The organism is Gordonia otitidis NBRC 100426 (assembly GCF_000248075.1).
GTDB lineage: Bacteria > Actinomycetota > Actinomycetes > Mycobacteriales > Mycobacteriaceae > Gordonia > Gordonia otitidis.
On the sequence record NZ_BAFB01000065.1, the window covers coordinates 132,283 to 152,597 of the forward strand.

General features: G+C 67.3%; 19 protein-coding genes. 12 read left to right on the forward strand and 7 right to left on the reverse strand.

The features are described from left to right. Window positions 1-4: 4 nt before the first annotated feature. Entirely contained in the window at window positions 5-1,447 is a 1,443-nt protein-coding gene (locus GOOTI_RS06515; protein ID WP_007237772.1) for a peptidase MA family metallohydrolase, read from the forward strand. Between the two features lie 8 nt (window positions 1,448-1,455). Beyond that, window positions 1,456-2,574, forward strand: a complete 1,119-nt coding sequence (locus GOOTI_RS06520; RefSeq protein WP_039993651.1) for a glycosyltransferase family 4 protein — start codon at window positions 1,456-1,458, stop codon at window positions 2,572-2,574. Between the two features lie 16 nt (window positions 2,575-2,590). Here the strand turns inward: GOOTI_RS06520 and GOOTI_RS06525 are convergent, their stop codons facing one another. Further along, window positions 2,591-4,393 (reverse strand): AMP-dependent synthetase/ligase, encoded by a 1,803-nt coding sequence (locus GOOTI_RS06525; protein WP_007237774.1) that lies wholly within the window; start codon window positions 4,391-4,393, stop codon window positions 2,591-2,593. Between the two features lie 158 nt (window positions 4,394-4,551). Between GOOTI_RS06525 and GOOTI_RS06530 the strand changes: the two genes are divergently transcribed. From GOOTI_RS06530 to GOOTI_RS06555, 6 genes are all read left to right on the forward strand, one after another. Then, window positions 4,552-4,959: a hypothetical protein gene (locus GOOTI_RS06530; RefSeq protein WP_007237775.1), complete on the forward strand. Its 408-nt coding sequence runs from the start codon at window positions 4,552-4,554 to the stop codon at window positions 4,957-4,959. Next, on the forward strand, window positions 4,959-5,396 hold the full coding sequence (locus tag GOOTI_RS06535) for an SRPBCC family protein (RefSeq protein WP_007237776.1): 438 nt from the start codon (window positions 4,959-4,961) through the stop codon (window positions 5,394-5,396). The genes GOOTI_RS06530 and GOOTI_RS06535 overlap by 1 nt, the downstream gene beginning before the upstream one ends. A gap of 20 nt (window positions 5,397-5,416) precedes the next feature. Beyond that, entirely contained in the window at window positions 5,417-6,589 is a 1,173-nt protein-coding gene (locus GOOTI_RS06540; RefSeq protein WP_039993599.1) for an ArsA family ATPase, read from the forward strand. Between the two features lie 79 nt (window positions 6,590-6,668). Beyond that, window positions 6,669-7,205, forward strand: coding sequence for a hypothetical protein (locus GOOTI_RS06545; RefSeq protein WP_007237778.1), 537 nt, complete (start codon window positions 6,669-6,671; stop codon window positions 7,203-7,205). Next, window positions 7,205-8,200 carry an ROK family protein gene (locus GOOTI_RS06550; protein ID WP_007237779.1) on the forward strand — a complete coding sequence of 332 codons (996 nt, stop codon included), beginning with the start codon at window positions 7,205-7,207 and terminating at the stop codon, window positions 8,198-8,200. Before GOOTI_RS06545 ends, GOOTI_RS06550 begins: the two co-directional genes overlap by 1 nt. 192 nt (window positions 8,201-8,392) lie before the next feature. Then, entirely contained in the window at window positions 8,393-9,112 is a 720-nt protein-coding gene (locus GOOTI_RS06555; RefSeq protein ID WP_007237780.1) for a lysophospholipid acyltransferase family protein, read from the forward strand. Between the two features lie 24 nt (window positions 9,113-9,136). Here GOOTI_RS06555 and GOOTI_RS06560 read toward each other — a convergent pair whose 3' ends face one another. Continuing rightward, window positions 9,137-10,474 (reverse strand): glycosyltransferase 87 family protein, encoded by a 1,338-nt coding sequence (locus GOOTI_RS06560; protein ID WP_007237781.1) that lies wholly within the window; start codon window positions 10,472-10,474, stop codon window positions 9,137-9,139. Window positions 10,475-10,560: 86 nt separating this feature from the next. On the opposite strand from GOOTI_RS06560, the gene GOOTI_RS06565 reads away from it, so the two are divergent. Then, a complete protein-coding gene (locus GOOTI_RS06565; protein ID WP_007237782.1) occupies window positions 10,561-11,043 on the forward strand; it encodes a polyadenylate-specific 3'-exoribonuclease AS in 483 nt (160 codons plus the stop codon). A gap of 76 nt (window positions 11,044-11,119) precedes the next feature. Then, window positions 11,120-12,547 carry a class II 3-deoxy-7-phosphoheptulonate synthase gene (locus GOOTI_RS06570; protein ID WP_039993601.1) on the forward strand — a complete coding sequence of 476 codons (1,428 nt, stop codon included), beginning with the start codon at window positions 11,120-11,122 and terminating at the stop codon, window positions 12,545-12,547. A 7-nt stretch (window positions 12,548-12,554) separates the two neighbouring features. Here the strand turns inward: GOOTI_RS06570 and GOOTI_RS06575 are convergent, their stop codons facing one another. Then, entirely contained in the window at window positions 12,555-13,751 is a 1,197-nt protein-coding gene (locus GOOTI_RS06575; RefSeq protein ID WP_007237784.1) for a protein kinase domain-containing protein, read from the reverse strand. A 132-nt stretch (window positions 13,752-13,883) separates the two neighbouring features. Here GOOTI_RS06575 and GOOTI_RS06580 point away from each other — a divergent pair, with 132 nt between their 5' ends. Continuing rightward, window positions 13,884-14,249, forward strand: a complete 366-nt coding sequence (locus tag GOOTI_RS06580; RefSeq protein ID WP_007237785.1) for an Rv2175c family DNA-binding protein — start codon at window positions 13,884-13,886, stop codon at window positions 14,247-14,249. On the opposite strand, the gene GOOTI_RS06585 is transcribed toward GOOTI_RS06580, so the two are convergent. Both GOOTI_RS06585 and GOOTI_RS06590 read right to left on the reverse strand, forming a co-directional pair. After that, on the reverse strand, window positions 14,218-15,711 hold the full coding sequence (locus tag GOOTI_RS06585; RefSeq protein ID WP_039993603.1) for an alpha-(1->6)-mannopyranosyltransferase A: 1,494 nt from the start codon (window positions 15,709-15,711) through the stop codon (window positions 14,218-14,220). The two genes, GOOTI_RS06580 and GOOTI_RS06585, sit on opposite strands and share 32 nt — an antisense overlap. A 57-nt stretch (window positions 15,712-15,768) precedes the next feature. Then, complete coding sequence (locus tag GOOTI_RS06590) at window positions 15,769-16,920, reverse strand: polyprenyl synthetase family protein (protein WP_007237787.1); 1,152 nt, start codon at window positions 16,918-16,920, stop codon at window positions 15,769-15,771. Here GOOTI_RS06590 and GOOTI_RS06595 point away from each other — a divergent pair, their 5' ends adjacent. Further along, entirely contained in the window at window positions 16,921-17,907 is a 987-nt protein-coding gene (locus tag GOOTI_RS06595) for a methylenetetrahydrofolate reductase (protein WP_007237788.1), read from the forward strand. 64 nt (window positions 17,908-17,971) lie between these two features. On the opposite strand, the gene GOOTI_RS06600 is transcribed toward GOOTI_RS06595, so the two are convergent. Beyond that, window positions 17,972-18,973, reverse strand: a complete 1,002-nt coding sequence (locus GOOTI_RS06600) for an LppM family (lipo)protein (protein WP_007237789.1) — start codon at window positions 18,971-18,973, stop codon at window positions 17,972-17,974. Between the two features lie 177 nt (window positions 18,974-19,150). Then, a partial coding sequence (locus GOOTI_RS06605) for a phytoene desaturase family protein (RefSeq protein WP_007237790.1) occupies window positions 19,151-20,315 on the reverse strand: 1,165 nt, incomplete at its 5' end.

Sequence of the window (20,315 nt, forward strand, 5' to 3'; positions counted from 1 at the left end):
CAGCGTGCATCCTGATCGTTCGGCTGCGCGCGTCGCATGGGTGGTCCTGGCCGCTGCAACGCTGATGGCTGGTGCCTCGGCGTGTTCGTCGGATGAGGGTGTCCGTGCATCGTCGTCGTCGACGGTCTCCACGACGAGCACCAACCCCAACATTTACCTGCAGGAGCGGTCAGAGGGTGTCGAGCGTCTTCTCGACAGCCTGACCACAGCCCTGACCGACGGAGATCGCCGTGCGCTCGACGCCGTCCTCGACGGCACGGCGAGCGAACCTTTCCGGCAATCCCTCGTAGTCGCGTCGCAGAACCTCTCCGACAGCAGCAGCTCGACCGCGGCCACTACCACGGAATCCACCACAGCGGCATCCACCCAGAGTCCGCCTCGTCGGGGAACTCCGGTGCGGTTCAAGGAGTTCGGATATCGGTTGCCGCCGGTGCAGGGCGCCGAGATCCAGTTGCCCGCCGAGGTGCAGACCAGACTCGCCGCGCAGGGCAGCACCGATACCTGGGTGGCACCGGTGCAACTGCACTACGCACTCGGAGGTGCAGCGTCGCCCGGCGTCGACGAGCCGACGGTGACCGTTGATCAGGAGTTGGTGGTCGCCCGATACGGCGACGACTGGAAACTGGTCGGTGACGCAACGCTTCTCGGCGACGAGGCCGCGGCGCAGCAACTGTGGGATCTGCCCGGACTCGAGGCCACCGATGTGCTCACCGGGGGAGGAGCGTCGACAGTGCTCTCGTACCCGGGCACGGACGGGACCGTGGACCGCACGCGTAACGTCCTGCGGCAGTCGGTCTCAGCGGTCACGGCGTTCTGGGGACCGCAATGGCCGCGTCGTGCCGTCGTGGTGGCGACGGCAACGCCTGAGGAGTTCGCCGCGATCGCGCACAGCTCGCCGACGGATACGTCGTCGGCCGCGGCGGCCACCGTGTTCGATCGCGTCGACGGCGACACGGTGGTCGGCCAACGCGTCGTCCTCGCCCCCGCGGCGCAGGAACTTCCGCAACCGGCACTTGCCGTGGTGCTCCGGCACGAACTCACCCACGTCGCCGCGCGGTCGGTGACCGCAAAGGACGCGCCGCTCTGGATCACCGAGGGCGTCGCGGAGTATGTCGGCCGCAAGGGCACCTATGTACGGCTCGACGACGCCGCTCCGGACCTCGCCGCCGCCGTGCGAGCGGGGCAGAGTCCGAATGCACTGCCGTCGGATCAGGAATTCGATGTCGCGTCGGACCGCTCTGCGCTGGCATACCAAACCGCGTGGGCGCTCGCGGCCTATGTCGCCGACCGCTACGGTGAGGTACGGCTCAAGGCCCTGTATCGAGGGGTCGCGGCGTCGGGAGACGCCGGCCGACAGGACAACGCGATCGTGACCGCGCTCGGCGTCGATCGCAACCGTCTGATCGCCGAATGGCGCGGATGGCTCGCGCAACAGGTTCCGGGATAGGGAGTGCGGTGCGTCGAACTCTGTTGGTGACCAACGATTTTCCGCCACGGGCTGGTGGAATCCAGTCGTACCTGCAGAATCTCGTCGACCTACTTCCCTCCGACGACATCGTCGTTTACGCGTCGCGATGGAAGGGGCATCTGGAATTCGATGCGCAACAGCCCTATCGCGTGTATCGACACGGTACGACGCTGATGCTGCCGACACCGTTCGTCGCCCGCCGGGCTGCCGACATCATCCGTCGCGAAGACATCGAGACCGTGTGGTTCGGCGCTGCTGCGCCCTTGGCGGTGATGGCGCCCGCGCTGCGTCGGGCGGGCGCCAACCGGATCATCGCCAGCACGCATGGCCACGAGGTGGGCTGGTCGATGCTCCCCGGCGCACGCCAGGTGCTGCGCCACATCGGCAATCACACGGACGCGATCACCTACGTCAGCAAGTACACCCGGGATCGGTTTGCTTCGGCATTCGGGCGAAACGCGGCGCTCGAGTACCTGCCGCCGGGTGTCGACACGACCCGGTTCGCGCCGAACCCCCTTGCGCGCCAACAGCTACGTGCGAGACTGGCGCTCGGTGACGCGCCGACCATCCTGTGTCTGTCGCGACTGGTGCCGCGCAAAGGGCAGGACATGTTGATCCGCGCGCTGCCGCTGATCCGCAGGGAGATGCCCGACGTGAAGCTCGTCATCGTCGGGGGCGGGCCCTACGCGGACGCTCTGCATCGTCTCGCGCGCGACGAGGGGGTGACCGACCACGTGATCTTCACGGGCTCGGTTCCCGCAGCGGAACTCGGCGCCTACCACAATATCGCCGACGTTTTCGCCATGCCCGCGCGCACACGCGGTGGCGGACTCGATGTGGAGGGGTTCGGGATCGTCTACCTCGAGGCCTCCGCGACGGGCGTGCCTGTGATCGCCGGACGGTCGGGTGGTGCACCGGAGACGGTCGTCGAAGGCGAGACCGGCACGGTGGTCGACGGCCGCGATGTCCCGGCGATCGCGCTGGCTGCCCTCGCCATGCTCAGCGATCGCGCCGCGGCCGCGGCCATGGGCGCCACCGGCCGCGCGTTCACAGAAGAGAGATGGCAGTGGCGACACATGGCCGCGCGTCTGGAGCAACTGCTCTAGACGCGCGGCGACGGGACTACTTCGTGTACAGCGCGTCGATGTCGTCGGAGAACTTGTCGACCACCACGTTGCGCTTGACCTTCAACGTCGGGGTCATCTCGCCGGTCTCCTCGGAGAAGTCCGACGGCAGGATGCGGAACTTCTTGATCGCCTCGGCGTGTGAGACCGTCTTGTTCGCCTCGTCGACGGCGGCCTGGACCTCGGCGCGAAGTTCAGGGTCGTTGGCCAGTGCGGCGACGTCGGCGTCGGACGGCTTGCCCAAGCGTTCCTTCCAGCCGGGGAACGCCTCGGGGTCGATCGTGATGAGCGCCGAGATGAACGGCTTCTGATCGCCGACGACGACCGCTTGCGACACCAACGGCGCCGAGCGCAGTACGTCCTCGAGGCCTGACGGCGACACGTTCTTGCCGCCTGCGGTCACGATGAGTTCCTTCTTGCGTCCCGTGATCGAGATGAAACCATCGCCGTCGATCTTGCCGAGATCGCCGGTGTGGAACCAGCCGTCTTCGAGTGCCTGATCGGTGGCGTCGGGGTTGTTCCAGTAGCCCTCGAACACCACACCGCCGGTGACCATGACCTCGCCATCTTCTGCGATTCGAACGGTGTTGCCGGCCACGGGTTTTCCGACCGTACCGATCTTGGACTCGCCGGGGGTGTTGACACTGAACGCCGCGGTGGTCTCGGTGAGGCCGTAGCCCTCGTACACCGGGATTCCGACGCCGTTGAAGAAGTGGCCGAGCATCGGGCCGAGTGGTGCGCCTCCGGAGATCGCGAGTTCGCACCGGCCGCCGAGTGCCGCTCGCAACTTGCTGTAGACGAGGCGGTCGAACACGGCGTGCTTGACCTTCAGGAGCAGTGGCACGTTGCCCTGCTCCGACTTCTTCGAGTACTCGATCGCGGTCGCGCTCGCGGCATCGAAGATCTTGCCCTTACCGCCATCGGCGGCCGACTGGCGTGCCGAGTTGTAGACCTTCTCGAAGACGCGTGGCACCGAGAGGATGAGCGACGGCTTGAACTGTCCGAACGTGGTGACGATGTTCTTGGTGTCACCGGTGAAGCCGACCTCGACACCCGCTTCGATCGCGACGAGTGTGATCGCGTGTGCGAGAACATGTGCGAGGGGCAAGAACATCAGCAGACGCTTGCCGGGGCCGAGGAGAGTGCTCAGGTTGCCCTGCAAGACCCCACGCACCTCGGAGAGCATGTTGGCGTGCGTCAGTTCGCAGCCCTTGGGTCGCCCGGTGGTGCCCGAGGTGTAGATGAGTGTCGACGGGTCGGTCGACTTCAATGCTGCGCGACGCTTCGCGATCTCCTCGTCCTGGATCTCGCGGCCGGCATCGGTGAGCAATTCGACGGCGCCAGGGCCGTTGTCGGTGTCGATCTGGAATACCTTCACCGGGGTGGGCAGATCGCCGACAGCTTCGAACTCGCTGCGATGCCCGTCGTCCTCGACGATGATGGCGGTGGCGCCGGAATCGCGCATGATCCAGTCGATCTGGCCCGACGACGACGAATCGTAGATCGGCACGGTCGTCGCGCCCGCGCACCAGATGGCGAAGTCGAAGAATATCCACTCGAGGCGGGTGCGTGACAGGAGCGCGACGCGGTCGCCGGGAGCGACCCCGGACGCGATCAGACCCTTGGCGAGCGCCGTGATCTGCGCGACCGCCTCGTCGGCTCGTACGGGCACCCATTCGCCGCGTTCCTCGCGGCGGAAGGTCGTCGCAGCGGGAGTGCGCTCGGCGAGGCCGAACAAGATGTCAGTACAGTTCTCGTCCTCCTCGATCGTGAAATCGGCGGGGACGCTGTACTCGTTCATGACGGCACTCATTCGTTATCGACGACCTTTCGCCATCGTTGGCATCAGATACTCGCCGTCAATCGTATCCCGGCCTTTTCACTGCCCAAAACGGCGCCGGGTTTCGGCGACGTCCGGGGCCGACGTGTGAGGTCTCTGTCCGCTCGGACGGCGAGTGTGTGAAGCTAAGAGGCGTGACGAGCATTCAGGTGGCGGATGAGACATTCGTCGCTGCGGCGCCGCAGCTGGTGGCGGCTGTGGTGGGTGATCGCGGGCGATGGCGCGCTTGGTGGCCGGATCTGCGCATCGAGGTCGCCGAGGACCGAGGCGCCGCGGGCATGCGTTGGCGGGTCGGCGGCCCGGTGACGGGAACGATGGAATTCTGGTGCGAACCGGTGCTCGACGGCTTCGTCCTGCACTATTTCCTGCACGCGGAGCCCGTCGGCGACTCGACGGTGACCGATACGGCCGGGCTCAACCACCGCTACCGGGTGACCGGCAAGCGGGTGTCGTTCGAGATCAAGGACCTGCTCGAATCAGGGCGTGCCCCAGGCGAACCGGCGATCGGCGAAAGCGTGGCGAGCTGATGGCCGACCACACCGAGCGTTCCGTGATCATCAACGCCGACGCCGACGAGGTCATGGCGGTCATCTCCGATTTCGAACACTATCCGGAGTGGGTCACCGCGGCGCGAGAGGTCGAGGTCATCGAACGCGACGCCGATGGCAGAGCTGTGCAGGTGCGCTTCGTCCTCGACGCCGGGGTACTGCAGGACACCTACGTGCTGCGCTACACGTGGGGGTCCGGCGGCGATGAGGTGTCGTGGGTTCTCGTGTCGAGCGACCTGCAGAAGGACCAGCGCGGACGCTATGTCCTCACCCGCCAGGTGCCCGGATCGACCAAGGTGACCTACCAGTTGATGGTCGACCTGCAGGTCCCGATGATCGGCCAGCTCAAGCGGCGTGCTGAGAAGGCGATCACCGACGCTGCGCTCAACGACCTCAAGAAGAGGGTCGAAGACTGATCGATCTGACGCCCATCCACATCGTCTTCGGTCCCGGGGGTTCCGGGGTGACCGTGATCGCGGCCGCGGGCGCGGTGAGTCGGCCGCGCACCCGCGGGCGTGCGCCACTGGGCGCCGACAGGCACACGCTCCTGGTGACCGTCGATCGGTGTTCACCGGTTCCCGACATACTCGGCGTGTTCCGGTCACCGAACGAGATCGTCACCGTGTCTGCGCAGTTGCATCTGCTGTGTCTGGAACGACTCACGTCGGCCACGGCGTCGTGGGCACTGTTCGCCGAACTCCTCACCGACACCGTGCGGCGTTCCAAGATGTCGCTGCCGTTCGTCGACACTCTCGCGGGGATCGACCAGGCCGAGGTGACCTCGCTGCCCGGCATCGAGGACGCTCTGCTGATGCGCAGGATCCGCGACGAGGCGGTCAGCGGGCAGTGGCAACGCATCGTCGTCGATCTGTCCGGGCTCGGTGACCCGTACGCGATACTCGACGCCCCGTCGATGCTGCGTCAGGCTCTCGACCGGTTGTGGCCGCGACACCGTCGACTGGCGGCTGCCGCAGAGCGGCCCGCGGTCGCGCAGCTGACGACCGCGATCGACGCGATCGATCGCGACTGCGCCGACGTGGCCGAACTGCTGTCCGACCCGCACGCCACAGCGGCGCATCTGGTACTCGGGACCGGTCATCGCGCGGCCCGCGCCCTGCCGCACCATCGCGCGTCGATCGACCTGCTCGGACTGCCGCTGCGCTCGATCCAGCTCGACGAAGCCCTCGCCGAATCGGGGCGTCACGAGTTGGGTGTCGACGACATCGACGTTGCGTCGGGGATCGAGATCCGTCGCGTACCGGCCCTCGACGTACCGCTCGACCGCCCCGCACGGCTCAGGAAGCTGGGGGTTGCGCTGCCGGCACCGTCGGGACGCCCGCACGGCTCGGCAGCGCTCACCGTAGTCGACAACGGAGCGGAAGGACTGGACGTCACCTACGAATTGTCCTGGCCGCAAACACTTCCCGACCCGGACCGCCTGATGCTCGGACGTTCCGGGGACGATCTGCTCGTCACCGTCGACGGGTTGCGGCACTGCGTGCCCCTACCGTCGGTGCTGCGGCGGTGCGTCGTCGACGACGCCGACTGGGACGGGGAGTCGATACACATCCGATTCCGCCCGGACCCGGCGGTATGGCCTCGACGGTGAGGATGCGGGTACCGTTTCCGTGCACACGTCCCCGGTCGAGAATCGGGACCCGCCACCAGTACAGGAGCAGCCGCCCGAGATGAGCAGCGACGACCGTGGCAACCCGTCGGGGGGACGGGACGCGTCTGGCGAGGGTGACAACGCGTTCAGCGGCGACCCCGTCGGCGATCCGGTACGGGAGTTCGTGCTCGGCATCGCGACCCAGATCGACCATCTGGCCGCGATCATCGGCGGGGGCGGTCAGACGTCGGGTTCCGGCGCGGGGAGCGGCATGGGTGCAGGTTCTGCCCCCGGTTCTCGCCATCAGGCATTCGGCGACGTCGCCGGAGAGATCAGTTCGCTCATCGCCGAGATCGGGGATCTGATCTCCCGGCTGATCGCCACCCTCATCGCCGTGTTGGAGGCCATCGCGACCGCGCTCCGATCCACACCTGCGGCACATGCACCGGCGACGGCGCAGTACCAGCCGATCTCGGTCCGCATCGCGACGGCGCCGCATCGGCCACCGTCCAACACACCACCGCCCCGCACACCACCGCCCCACACGCAGGCACCCCACACGCCGTTCGGTGCCCCCGATCGCCGCAGACACCTCGACACGGAGACCGAGAAGTGATGGGCGAGTTGACGATCGGCATCGACATCGGAGGAACCAGTGTCCGCGCGTCCGTGGTCGACGACCGTGGACGGATGCTCGACACCCTGCGGGCGGCAACCCCGGGTACAGCGCTCGCACTCGAACACTGCCTCGATCGGCTCGTCGCCGAGTTGACCTCGCGCTGGGCGGCGCGTGCCGTCGGACTCGCGGTGGCAGGGTTTCTGACCCCCGACCGCCAGGTCGTCCGATTCGCTCCGCATCTGCCCTGGCGTGAGGCGCGCGTCGCCGAGGAGATGAGTTCGCGGATCGGGTTGCCCGTCGTCACCGAGCACGACGCCAACGCCGCGGCCGTCGCCGAGTTCCGATTCGGTGCGGCAGCGCGTGGGCACAACTCGCTCGTGTTGGCCATCGGTACGGGCATCGGTGCGGGGCTGCTCATCGAGGGCGAGATCTACCGCGGAAGCTTCGGTGTCGCGCCGGAACTCGGCCATCTGACGGTCGTCCCGGACGGCAGACCGTGCTCGTGCGGCAAGCGGGGTTGTTGGGAAAGGTATTGCAGCGGAACGGCTCTGGTGGACACTGTGGTCGAGTTGCTCGCCGACGGCGACTGGGGGAGAAGCCAACTCGCCGCCGACGTCGCGGCGGATCCGGGTTCGTTGACGGGTCGTCGCGTCGCAGGTGCTGCCGCGGACGGTGACGCCGTCGCGATCGCGGCGTTCGCCGCCTTCGCGGCGTCGCTGGGTCAGGGGTTGGCGATGATCGCCGACATCTTCGACCCTGACCTGATCGTTCTCGCGGGCGGAGTCGGCGCGGCATCCGGGCTGTTCCTCGACGAAGCCCGTGAGCACTACGCGCGGTTGATCACCGGCGCGGGGCACCGCCAACTCGCCCGTATCAGGGGCACCCAACTCGGCGAGAGCGCCGGGGTCATCGGCGCAGCCGAGGTGGCCCGCGCGAGCTTGCGATCCGACGACGCCGCGGTCGGCGGCGCGGGTTGGTCACGTGCGAACTGACGTCACGATCGCTCGTCGAGCGCGCGATCGACGTGCACACGACCGATGCGCCGCACACCCCGGGGCGCTTGAGTAGAGTCATCTCACGACGTCCCGGACGTCGACCGACGGGCTCGCTCACGCAGCCCTCGCGCGACACTTCCGGTGACGGCTTCACGAGTGGCGACGCGGCGAATGATGGAGTGAATCTCAATGTGGTACTACCTGTTCAAGTTCGTTCTCCTCGGACCACTCCTCCGAGTACTCGGGCGTCCCGAGATCGAAGGGCTCGAGAACCTGCCGGAACGGGGCCCCGCCATTCTCGCCAGTAACCACCTGGCCGTGATGGACAGCTTCTTCTTGCCGCTGATGGTGCCGCGTCGGATCTACTTCCTCGCCAAGGCCGAGTATTTCACCGGCACCGGACTCAAGGGCCGTCTCCAGGCGTGGTTCTACACCGCGGTGGGCCAGATCCCGATCGACAGGTCGGGAGCCGAGGCGGCCGCGGGTGCGCTCGAAGCGGCGCGACGCCAACTCGAGGGCGGCGAATTGATGGGTATGTACCCGGAGGGCACGAGGTCGCCGGACGGCAACCTCTACAAGGGCAAGACCGGTCTCGCTCGCGTCGCGCTCGACACCGGCGTTCCCGTGATCCCGGTCGCGATGATCGGAACGAACACCTTCAACCCGCCCGGGACCATCCTGCCGCGGCCGACCAAGGTCAAGGTCCGGATCGGCAAACCTCTCAACTTCGCCCGCTACGAAGGCATGCAGGGCAATCGGTTCATCGAGCGAGCGGTGACCGACGAGATCATGTACGAACTGATGCAGCTGTCGGGTCAGCAATACGTCGACATCTACGCCGCCACGCTCAAGGACCCGAAGCCCGACCAGCAGTCGCAGGCGTCGCCGGGTGAGGCGTCGGCCGCCTGATCGGCTCGATCGTCGGAACTGCGCTCAGGCCGAGCGGATCTCGGCGAGAGGCTTGTCTGTCTCGCGCGCGGAGCTTCCGGCCGGGGAGTACGGCAGCAACCAGATCACGAAGAGTGCCGCGATGCCCCAGAGCGAGAATGCGTTGCCGACGAGGTGGTCGACGGCGGTCCACTGCTTGGCGACCATCGGCAGGAACTGATACGGACCGATGGCGAAGATCAGCACACCGCTCACCGCGACGGCGGTGTAGGCGACGTACGCACGCCGCGACCCGGTCCGTGCGGCCACGACCAGGCTCGTCAGGATCAGCGGGATCGACCACACCCAGTGATGCGCCCACGAGGTCGGCGAGACGAGCAGGCCCCAGACGGCGACGGCGCAGGTGGCCAGCAAGGCGTTGACGCGCCCCGATCGCCCGGCGCCTGGCGCGAACGCCGCCGCCGGCCTGCAGGCGAACAGTGCGGCGCCCGCCAGAGCGGTAACCGCCAGTGAACTCAGCACCCAGGCGAGTTGCGCAGCGCTCGGTTCCGGGATCAGCCGTATCCACATGGCGTTGAGGTTCTGGTTGATGCGGCCTGCCGGATCGCCTATCCGGGTGGTGTGGAACAGGGTGTGTGTCCAGTACCCCCACGAGTCCGACGGCATCCAGATCCAGGCCAGCGCGCCCGCGGCGACGAAAGTTCCGATCGCCGTGGCGACGGCACGCCAGCGGCGGGCAGAGGCGAAGAGCACGATGAAGACCAGTGGCGTGAGCTTGATCGCCGACGCCAGACCGACCAAAACGCCCTGCAAAGAGCCCAGCGTGCGACGTCGGCCCCGGCCGACGAGGAAGACGTCGACGATGATCATCGCCATGAGGATTACGTTGATCTGACCGAAACCGAGTGTCATCCACATCGGGTTGAGCCAGACGGCCCCCGTCGAGACGACCAACGCGAGCCACCACCGGTTGCCGCTGCTGCCGACGGACAGCACTCTCAGCACGATGTGTATGACGACGACGAGCAGACCGATCGTGATCAGCGACATGAGTACGCCCGCGACCGTGAGCGTCATCGCACCGAGCGGGACGAACGTCATCGCGGCGAACGGCGGGTAGGTGAACGGGAGCCAGATGCCGTCGCTGGTGAACGGCATCGAGCCGTCGGCATAGAGACTCTGACCCTGCTGCCAGATCTGTGCGCCGAGTCGGTAGACGTCGAGGTCGATACGTGTTCTGGTGCCGAAACTGCTGGTGAACGGCACACCGATCATCTGGAACAGCGACGACACGACAAATGTGACGACGATGGACGCGCGCGCCGACCGCGAGGGAACCCATCGACCCAGCCGGGTGTCGGCGGCGCTGCAGAGTGTGGGCATCGGTGGCCTTTGTGTCGGTCCCGCGTCGGGGGTGTTCGGGTCGGTCGGGTGTCGGTGTGCGCGGTCGGTGGCGAATACTTGCCGGTATGCGATTCTTCTACGACTCGGAGTTTATCGAGGACGGCCGCACGATCGATCTCATATCCATCGGTGTCGTCGCAGAGGACGGTCGTGAATATTATGCGGTGTCGACCGAGTTCGACCCCGGGCGCGCCGGTGCATGGGTACGCGCGAACGTCCTTCCGAAGCTCCCGTCGCCGTCGTCGCCGCTGTGGAAGTCGCGCGCCCGAATTCGGGAGGAGTTGCTGCAGTTCCTCACCGAGGAGGGCAACGACGTCGAACTCTGGGCATGGGTCGGTGCCTACGATCACGTCGTCTTGTGCCAGCTCTGGGGGCCGATGACCGAGTTGCCGCGCGCGATTCCGCGCCTCACGCGTGAACTCAAGCAGCACTGGGAGGCAGCCGGACGCCCATCGCTACCGCCCGCGCCCGACGATGCTCACGAGGCGCTCAGTGATGCTCGACACAATGCGCGGAAATGGGAGGCCATCGAGCGAGCGCGAACGTGAGGACGCCGCGCGGCGGCGCCCGGGCTGCACGGGACCGACCTGAAGGGCCGACGGTGCAGCCCATTACGCTGGAGGGGTGGTGAACTGGACCGTAGACGTTCCGATCGACGAACTCCCCGAACTGCCCCCGCTGCCCGGCGACCTGCAGGCGCGTTTCGCAGACGCGATGAGCAGACCCGCGCTACAGCAACCGAGCTGGGACCCCGAGGATGCCCACCGGATGCGCACGGTACTCGAGAGTGTCCCGCCGATCTGTATGCCCGCCGAGGTCGAGGCGCTCTCGTCACAACTGGCCGACGTCGCCGAGGGGCGGGCGTTCCTGCTCCAGGGCGGCGACTGCGCTGAGACGTTCGCAGACAACACCGAACCGCACATCAAGGGCAACATCCGTACGTTGCTGCAGATGGCCGTCGTGCTGACCTACGGTGCAAGCCTGCCCGTCGTGAAGGTCGCCCGGATCGCGGGCCAGTACGCCAAGCCGCGTTCGGCCGATGTCGACGCGCTCGGACTGAAGTCGTATCGCGGCGACATGGTCAACGGTTTCCCGCCGGTCGAGACCGCGCGCGCACACGACCCCTCCAGGCTTGTCCGCGCCTACGCCAACGCCTCGGCGGCGATGAATCTGGTGCGCGCACTGACCGGCGCGGAGGCCGATCTGCGGCGCGTGCACGACTGGAATCGGGAGTTCGTCCGGACATCACCCGCGGGTGCGCGGTATGAGGCCCTGGCGGGAGAGATCGACCGCGGGCTGAAGTTCATGGACGCCTGTGGCGTCACCGACTCGAGTCTGAAGTCCGCCGCGATCTTCGCCTCCCACGAGGCGCTCGTACTCGACTACGAACGCGGGATGCTCCGGCTCGCCGACAACCCCGACGCCGCGGATCCCGACACGGCAGGCGACAATCTAGGGGTCGACGAGAAGGTGCTCTACGACCTGTCCGCGCACTTCCTCTGGATCGGTGAGCGCACCCGCCAGCTCGACGGTGCACACGTCGCGTTCGCCGAGCTCATCCGTAATCCGATCGGAGTCAAGATCGGCCCGACGACCACGCCGGAACAGGCCGTCGAGTACGTCGAGCGACTCGACCCGCACAACCGTCCGGGCAGACTGACCATCGTGGCGCGCATGGGCAACTCGAAGATCCGGGAAGTGCTCCCACCGATCGTCAGCGCGGTCGAGGCAACAGGGCACAAGGTGATCTGGCAGTCCGATCCGATGCACGGCAACACCCACACGTCGCCGACCGGATACAAGACCCGCCATTTCGATCGCGTCGTCGACGAGGTGCAGGGATTCTTCGAGGTCCACCGTGCACTCGGTACCCATCCGGGCGGGATTCACGTCGAACTGACCGGTGAGGACGTGACCGAGTGTCTCGGTGGCGCCCAGGACATCTCGGATCTCGATCTGTCCGGCCGGTACGAGACCGCATGCGATCCACGGCTCAACACCCAGCAGTCCCTCGAGCTGGCGTTCCTCGTCGCGGAGATGCTGCGCGGGTAGTCCGCGATCAGCCGACGAGCAGCGCCCCTGCCCACCAACCGACCGAACCGACTCCCGCGGCCACCAGCAGGACGACGGTCAGCCAGATCAGTGCTTGCAACCGCCCTCGTCCCGGGTCGTGGGCCGGCGGCCCGTCGTCGACTCTCGGCTCGGGAATCACCGTGGGGCGCTTGGTGGTCGAGGGAGGCGCGTCGGGCTCGTGTCCACGTGCCACCACCGAGGGCGCGACGGATTGCTGGACGGTTGCCGGTACCGAGCGGGGTCGTTGCGGGGCGACAACGGCCGCATGTGCCGCGCGGATCCGCGTCATCGTCTCCCGTTCCGCCGATCGTCGCGGCGCGGGAACGGTGAACGGCGGGAGGTCGAGATCGTCGGCCGCTGCCAGCAGGGCCTCGCGCATCTCGAATGCATCGTTGTACCGGTCGGATGGCCGACGCTCGGTGGCGCGCAGGATCACCTCGTCGATCTCCTCCGGGACGCCGTCGATCACGTCGCCGGGCGCCGGAACGTCGTAGCTGAGTCGCTGATAAGCGAGGGCCAGCGGCGAGTCGCCGTGGAAAGGTGTTCTGCCGGTGAGTAATTCGAACATCATGACGCCCATGGAGTAGACGTCGCTTCTGGCGTCGGCGTCGGTCGACTCGACCTGCTCGGGTGACAGATAAGCTGCGGTGCCCAGGATGACACTCGCCGACGTGACACCTGCCTCCGCGACCGCGCGTACCAGACCGAAGTCGGCGACCTTGACCTCACCGGCGTCGGAGATGAGGACGTTCTCGGGTTTGACGTCACGGTGGACCAGGCCGGCCCGGTGCGCGGTGCCGAGTCCACCGAGCACGGGATCGGCGACCGCCACGACCGCGTGCGGCGGCATCGGGCCGCGCTCGCGGAGTAGCTCGCGCAGGCTTCCGCCCTCGACGAGTTCCATCACGAGAAATGCGATGCCGTCGTCGATTCCCTGGTCGTACACCGAGACCAGCCCCGGGTGCTTGAGACCCGCGACCGCTCGAGCCTCGAACTCGAAGCGCTGCAGGAACTGTGGGTCGCCCGAATAGCGTCGATCCATCACCTTGACCGCCACATCGCGCCCGAGCCGCAGGTCGATGCCGAGATACACCGCCGACATCCCCCCGCGCGCGATCGGTGCATCGAGACGGTAGCGGCCCTCGAGGACCGTACCGAGCAAGACGTCGACCGGGCTGTTCACGTCGTCGAATCTACCCGGCGTCACCCTCGCGAAGCCCGCACACATACTGTCGTGGCGCGCGTGACGGCGCTCCGACTGTGCACAGCGGGAGAACCTTCTCGGTGGTCGAGGTGAAACGGTAATCTCAGGCGCGTGAGTTCTCTGCCCCTCTCGAGTGACGTTCTTCCCACCGACACCGCCACCTATTCCCTCGACGAGGTCGCAGCTCGGCTGCACGTCTCGGCGAACAAAGTGCGCAATCTGATCCGTGATCATCACCTACTCGCCGTCTCGCGCGACGGCCAACCCGCGGTGCCGCGCGTGTTCTTCGACGACGAGGGCATCACCAAGCATTTCATCGGCCTCGTCGACGTGCTGCTCGACGGCGGCTACACGCGCGACGAGGTGATGTCGTGGCTGTTCACCGAACAGGACGACCTCGGACTTACCCCCGCCGACGCCCTGCACACCCACTCGGCGCGAGAAGTCATCCGTCGCGCGCAGGCACAGGCGTTCTGACCCCCCAGACCCGACGCGCGAGCGCACCGATCCGCAGGGGGTCGGTGCGCATCACCGACGCCCCGGCGAGGCCGGCGAGGGCCAACGCCAACAGCGTTTCGGGCAGCTTGTAGAACAGGATCGAGTCGTCGGGCTGGAAGACGATCAGCATGAAGGTCGAGACACCGACGACCACCGCCCGCACCCAACGCGGCAGGGTGAAGGCCACGGCCAGGCACAGCACCCACGTGTAGTACCAGGGCAGCGTCGACGGCTCGAGCAGGACCACGGCGAGCATCGCGAGCACGATCCCCGCCATGGCCTCGCGCTCGGAATGCCGTTGACGCCACCACAACACGACGAGTACGACCGCGAGCAGAGCCTCGCCGAGGACGCGCGTCACGGGAAGCACCGATTGGAGATTGAGCGCGGTGAACGGAGCCGCGACCAGGGTCACCAGATGTGCGATCACCGTCGGCAGCGTGAACCAGTTCACGATGCGGTCCGCCCAGCCCAAACCGGTGAGCCAGCCGAGTCCGAGACCGACGAGCGCCGTCCACGCCGCGAACACCGCGACGGTGACACCCGCGATCGCAGCCGACACCGCGGCCACATCGCGCGCGCCCACTCGGCGGCGTTGCCGTATGTGCGCCAACCAGATCCACAACACGAACGGGATCGCGACACCGGCGGTGACCTTGATCGAGACCGCACATCCGAGGAGCACGAGGCCGCCGACATGTCGTCCGGTGACGACCAGCGTCATCCCCGCGGCCAGGACACCCATCATGAGCAGTTCGACATGCGGACCGCCGACGAGATGGATCAGTACGAGCGGATTGAACAGTGCCAGCCACAGACCGGCGGCGGGCGACGCCCCGAAGTGACGCGCGAGACGTGGAATCGCCCAGAGCGACAACAGGAGTCCCGGCACGAGAACGAGGCGCATCACGAGCACGCCGAGGATGACGTGATCGCCGGTCACAGCGACCACCATCCGTGTCACCCACACGAATAGCGGACCGTAGGGCGCGGTCGTCGACGCCCAGACCTGCGCCATGCTGTCGACGAGCGGGCCGGGGTTGTGGGCGGGCCCGTCGGCGTACGGCGAGAAGCCTGCTCGGAACAGTGCACCCTGGCCGAGGTAGGCGTAGACGTCGCGGCTGTAGAGCGGCACGGTCACCATCAGGGGTGCCGCCCACGCGAGCACCCACCTGCGTAGGTGCAGCCTGCTGTGATCGGTCGCCGTGTCGCACAGGACTCGCCCCAACCGTATCCAGGCGACCACCATCAGTGCGACGCCCACCCAGAACGTGATGCCGCACAGAGATTTCCCGTGCCCATAGGTGAGCCAACTGAGGCCGGTCTCGGTCAGTATCGGGTGGTTACGGGGAATGTCGGCGACGCCGAAACCTCCGAGGCACACCAGGATCGAGCCGATCAGGCCTGCCCACAATGCGCGCATCGACCTCGCTCGCGTCATCGATTGCGAATCCGAACTCACCTCATGCCCACCCCGGTGCCCACTCAGGATGCCCTCTCAGGCGTTGCGATGCGCCATGCGTCGCGCGACGTCGACGAGATCGGTGTACACGGCGTCGTCGATGTCGGTGTTCTCGAGGGTCGTGATGGCGGAGTCGAGCAATGTGTCGATCGTGCGCTCGATGTCGGCGACAGCGCCGACATCGGTCAGAATGCCGCGCGCAGAGGTCAATTCGTCGGGTGACAGCTCGGTTCCGAGTACCGACCGCAGTGCGTCGCCGAGGGCGGGGTCGCGTTCGTCGGCGCGGGCGAGTCCCAACGCCAGCAGTGCGGTCCGCTTGCCTGCCGCGAGATCGTCGCCCGACGGTTTGCCGGTGCGTTCGGGGTCTCCGAACACGCCGAGCAGATCGTCTTGTAACTGAAAGGCGATTCCGAGATCGTGTCCGACCGAACGTAATTGGTCGATGAGCTCCTCGGACGCACCTGCGACACGTGCGCCGAGTTCCAGCGGCCGTGCGACCGTGTATGCCGCCGTCTTGAACTCCATCACGCGGTATGCGGCCTCGGCCGACTCCTCGCCGCTGACCTCGTTGACGATGTCGAGGACCTGGCCGCCGAGGACCTCCGTGCGCATGGCGGCCCAGGTGGCGATCACTCCCGGCGGCAGGGGGGTCACGTCGGCTCCGGCGATGGGCCGTCCCGCGGGGGAGAGGGTCGCGGGCGCGTAGCCGTGGACGAGGTCGTCGGCCCAGGCGAGGGCGAAATCGCCTGCGAGAATCGCCGACGCGATGCCGTGGTCGGCGGCGTCGCCGCGCCAGCCGGAATCGCGGTGGCCGCGCTCGAACACCCGATGCACCGTCGGTCGGCCACGTCGTGTGTCGGAGGCGTCGATGATGTCGTCGTGGATCAGTGCACATGCCTGCACGAGTTCGAGTGCTGCGCAGATCCGCAATGCATCCGAGTCGGTCGATCCGGTCGGCACTCGCGCGGGGTCACCGTTGCCGGCCTGCCATCCGGCGAAGGCGAAGACCGGGCGGATGCGCTTGCCGCCCGAGAGTACGAAATCGGCTACGACCTGCGCAGACGACCCGACGACAGGCGAGATTGCCGCCGATGTGGACACCGCGGTGTCGAGAAAGTCGCGCAGGACTGCCTCGACGGCGTCGGGAACCTCGGCGAGGCGCGTTGGCACGGGAGCGGTCGAGGTCACGTGTCACAGGCTAGCCCGTACACTGGTCCGGTGAATTCATCCGCCCCGGTGCCGTCTGTCGTCGAGCGACTCTCCGCACCCCGGCCGGGTCCCGTGCCCTTCTCGGTCGAGTTCCTTCCGCCGAAGGATGCCGACGCCGAGGCGCGCATGTGGCGTGCGGTCCGCGTCTTCGAGAGGCTCGACCCCGCATTCGTCTCGTTGACCTACGGTGCGGGTGGCAGCACCCGCGACCGCACCGTGCGGATCGCCGGACAATTGGCGACGGAGACCACGCTGGTGCCTGTGGCGCACCTCACCGCGGTGAATCACTCCATCGCGGAGCTGCGTTCGTTGGTCGGAGCGTATGCCGACAAGGGGATCACCAATATCCTCGCGCTGCGTGGCGATCCGCCCGGCGACCCGCTCGGCGAATGGGTCAAGCACCCCCAGGGGGTTTCCTACGCGGAAGAACTCGTCGAGCTCATCGGCGGGCTCGGTCAGTTCCACGTCGGTGTCGCGTCATTCCCCGAGGGTCATCACCGTGCTCCCGACCTCGACCACGACACCCGTGTTCTGGTGAGCAAACTGCGCACTGGCGCGGAGTACTCGGTGACCCAGCTGTTCTTCGACGTCGACTTCTATCTGCGCCTGCGCGACCGGGTCGCGGCCGCAGACCCCGAGCAGGGTGCGAAGCCGATCATCCCCGAGATTCTCCCGATCACGTCGTTGGCCTCGGTCCGGCGCATGGTCGAGCTCTCGGGTTCGGTGTTGCCGGCGAGCGTCGAGCAACGGTTGATCGCCGCAGCGGGTTCCGGCGATCAGGAGGACCGCGCGGCCGTGCGCGCCGTCGGCATCGACATCGCCACCGAGATGTCTCAGCGACTGATCGCCGAAGGCGCTCCCGGGCTGCACTTCATCAGCCTCAATTTCGCGAAGGCCACCTGCGAGGTCCTCGACCGCCTCGGTGTCGACACCGCCGACGCACTGCCCCTGGTGTCGTCGACCTAGCGGTTTCGTCGAGCGAGTGGTGTCGTCGACCTAGCGGTTTCGTCGAGCGAGTGGTGTCGTCGACCTAGCGCTCGTGCGTCTCGCCGGGTTCGGTCGTTCCCGGCTCTCCGTCGCCCGGTGCGGTGCTCACTGCTGTGGGCCCTGGTCGGGGGGCGTCGTCGCTCGCAACGGATGACGAGGCAGCCGATGCCGAAGCATCCGATGGCGAGGCCGCGGATGTCCCCGCGGTCGCCGTGGCCTGTGTCTTGGCGGCTGTGGTGTTGGCGCCTGTTTTCCTACCGGCGGGACCGGTGGTGGTCGAGGATTTGGGGGCCGTGGGCCGTGTGCTGCGCGGCCTGCCGGGGCGCGGACTCGTGTCCCGATGTGTGTAGGCCAGCCAGATGATGAGTGCAACGACCAACAGGCACACGATCACCAGGAGCCACGTCCATCCCTTGAACGCGGCCGTGGCGGGGTCGGGATAGGTCGCATCGGCGATGAACTCGGTGACCTTGCCCGGTTGGGGAGTCCACGTGACCGACGTCTCCGAATCCTGCTGCTGCACGTTGCTCGCGGTGATCGGGCCTGCGAATGCCAGCGTGAACTTCAGATAGTCGCGCTCCTCGAGCCCGTTGAGATCGGCACTCCCGCGGAAGCGCACAACGTCGCCGTTGCGCTTCGCGTTGAGTTCCATCGTCATCGACGTGTCGCCGAATGCGTTGGCGACGATGTCCCCGAGTTGACTGAGCTGACCCGACGTCAGATCGGAGAAAGTCGCCCTGGTGCCGACCCGCGTCGCGCCCTGGCCCGTGGTGCCCGGCTGCGTCGTCGCAGACGGAGTAGCCGGTGCCGAAGCGCCGGGGGAGGGACTCGCAGACTCGTTGCCCTGGGGCCCTTCCCGATAGTCCGACGTCGACACGTTGTTCTTCATGGACTCGGGAATATCGAGGCGTGGCGCTCCGCTGGGATTGTCCGGCGACGTCGCCACGATGATCGTGCCGGCGTAGCGGTCCCCGACGGTGGTCGAACGGGTCAGACAGCCCGACAGCAGCGGCATTGCCGTCAACAGGATCAGCAACGACGCCACGGTGGTGATGCCGGACCGTCGAGGAGATCGCGACCTCTCTCGACCGACTGCCTCACCGCGGGTCCGCGAGGGGAATCCGCGCGTCGGGTCGTGTGGTCGTCGCATGGTTGCCGGCTGCACGTGCTCATCGTGCCAGAAGGGTGCCGAGACCTCGCACACGTCACGGCGTGTGTCAGCTCAGGGTCGGCGTCGGCTACGCCTCGCGTCGATCGCGAGTCGGCCTGCGATCCGTCCGCTCGCACCCGTCACACCCCCGCCGGGATGCGTCGACGCTCCGGCGAGCAACAGCCCTTCGGCCCCCGGTACGCGGTGTCCGGCGAGGTCCGGGTGCGGTCGATAGGTGAACATCTGGTCGATCGTCATCTCGACGTGCATGATGTTCCCCCCGATCAACCCCAATTCCGATTCGAGGTCGGCGGGTGTCTGGATATGGAGATGCTCGACGGACTCGCGCAGGCCGGGGGCGTGACGATCGACTTCGGTCAGGATCGCGTCCGCGGCGGCGTGCGCGGTCGATCCCGACCACCCTCCCTCGCGTGGGTGTCGCGGATGCCATTGGGCCCACACCGTGATCGAGTGCCGGTTCGACGGCGCGAGCGTCGGATCGATCGCCGAGTAGCTCATCACCACGCAGGCAGGCCGCGGTGGCAGGTCACCGACCGAGGCGGCTGCGTACGCGCGCCGGAGCTGCGCACGGTCGGTGACGAGGAGACCGAGAGCCGAGTGCACGCCGTGCGGGGGCAGCCCCGAGGGGAGGTCGCGGTAGTCGGGCAGGGCGCTGGTGCCCAGTCTCACGGCCATTCCGATGCCCGTCCCGATGTCGATCTCACGACGCCAGCGAGCGACAACAGACGGCGCCACACTGGCCCCCGCGTCGATCATGTCGAGTGTCGCCATGATGTGGCAGGCGGCGATCACCTGTTCTGTGCAGTGGTCCTCGTGTGCGGTCTGTACCCGCCAGTGATCGCCGCAGCGGCTGATCGCTGTCGCCGGTGATCCGGTGAGCACCCGCGCGCCGTCGGCGTCGAGTCGGTGCAGGAGGGCTTCGGTCAGCGCTCCGCTTCCGCCGACCGCCCTACCGGGGGGAATCCGATGCATCAGGGCGGCGAACCCGACCATCGGCGCTGTCCCGGGGGCATTCATCGGTGGGCCCGATTGTGCGCCGAACCATGCGAGGGCGGCCTTGAGCCGTTCGGAGACGAACCAACGGTCGAGCAGGGCGTCGCCGGACATCATCAGCTCCTGCGTTGCAGCCATCAGCGCGCCGGCGCGCCGGCCGAGGACCCCGGTACGTGCGGTGTGCGCGGTGTGGCCGATGCCGGCGAACGCTCGACCGAATCGT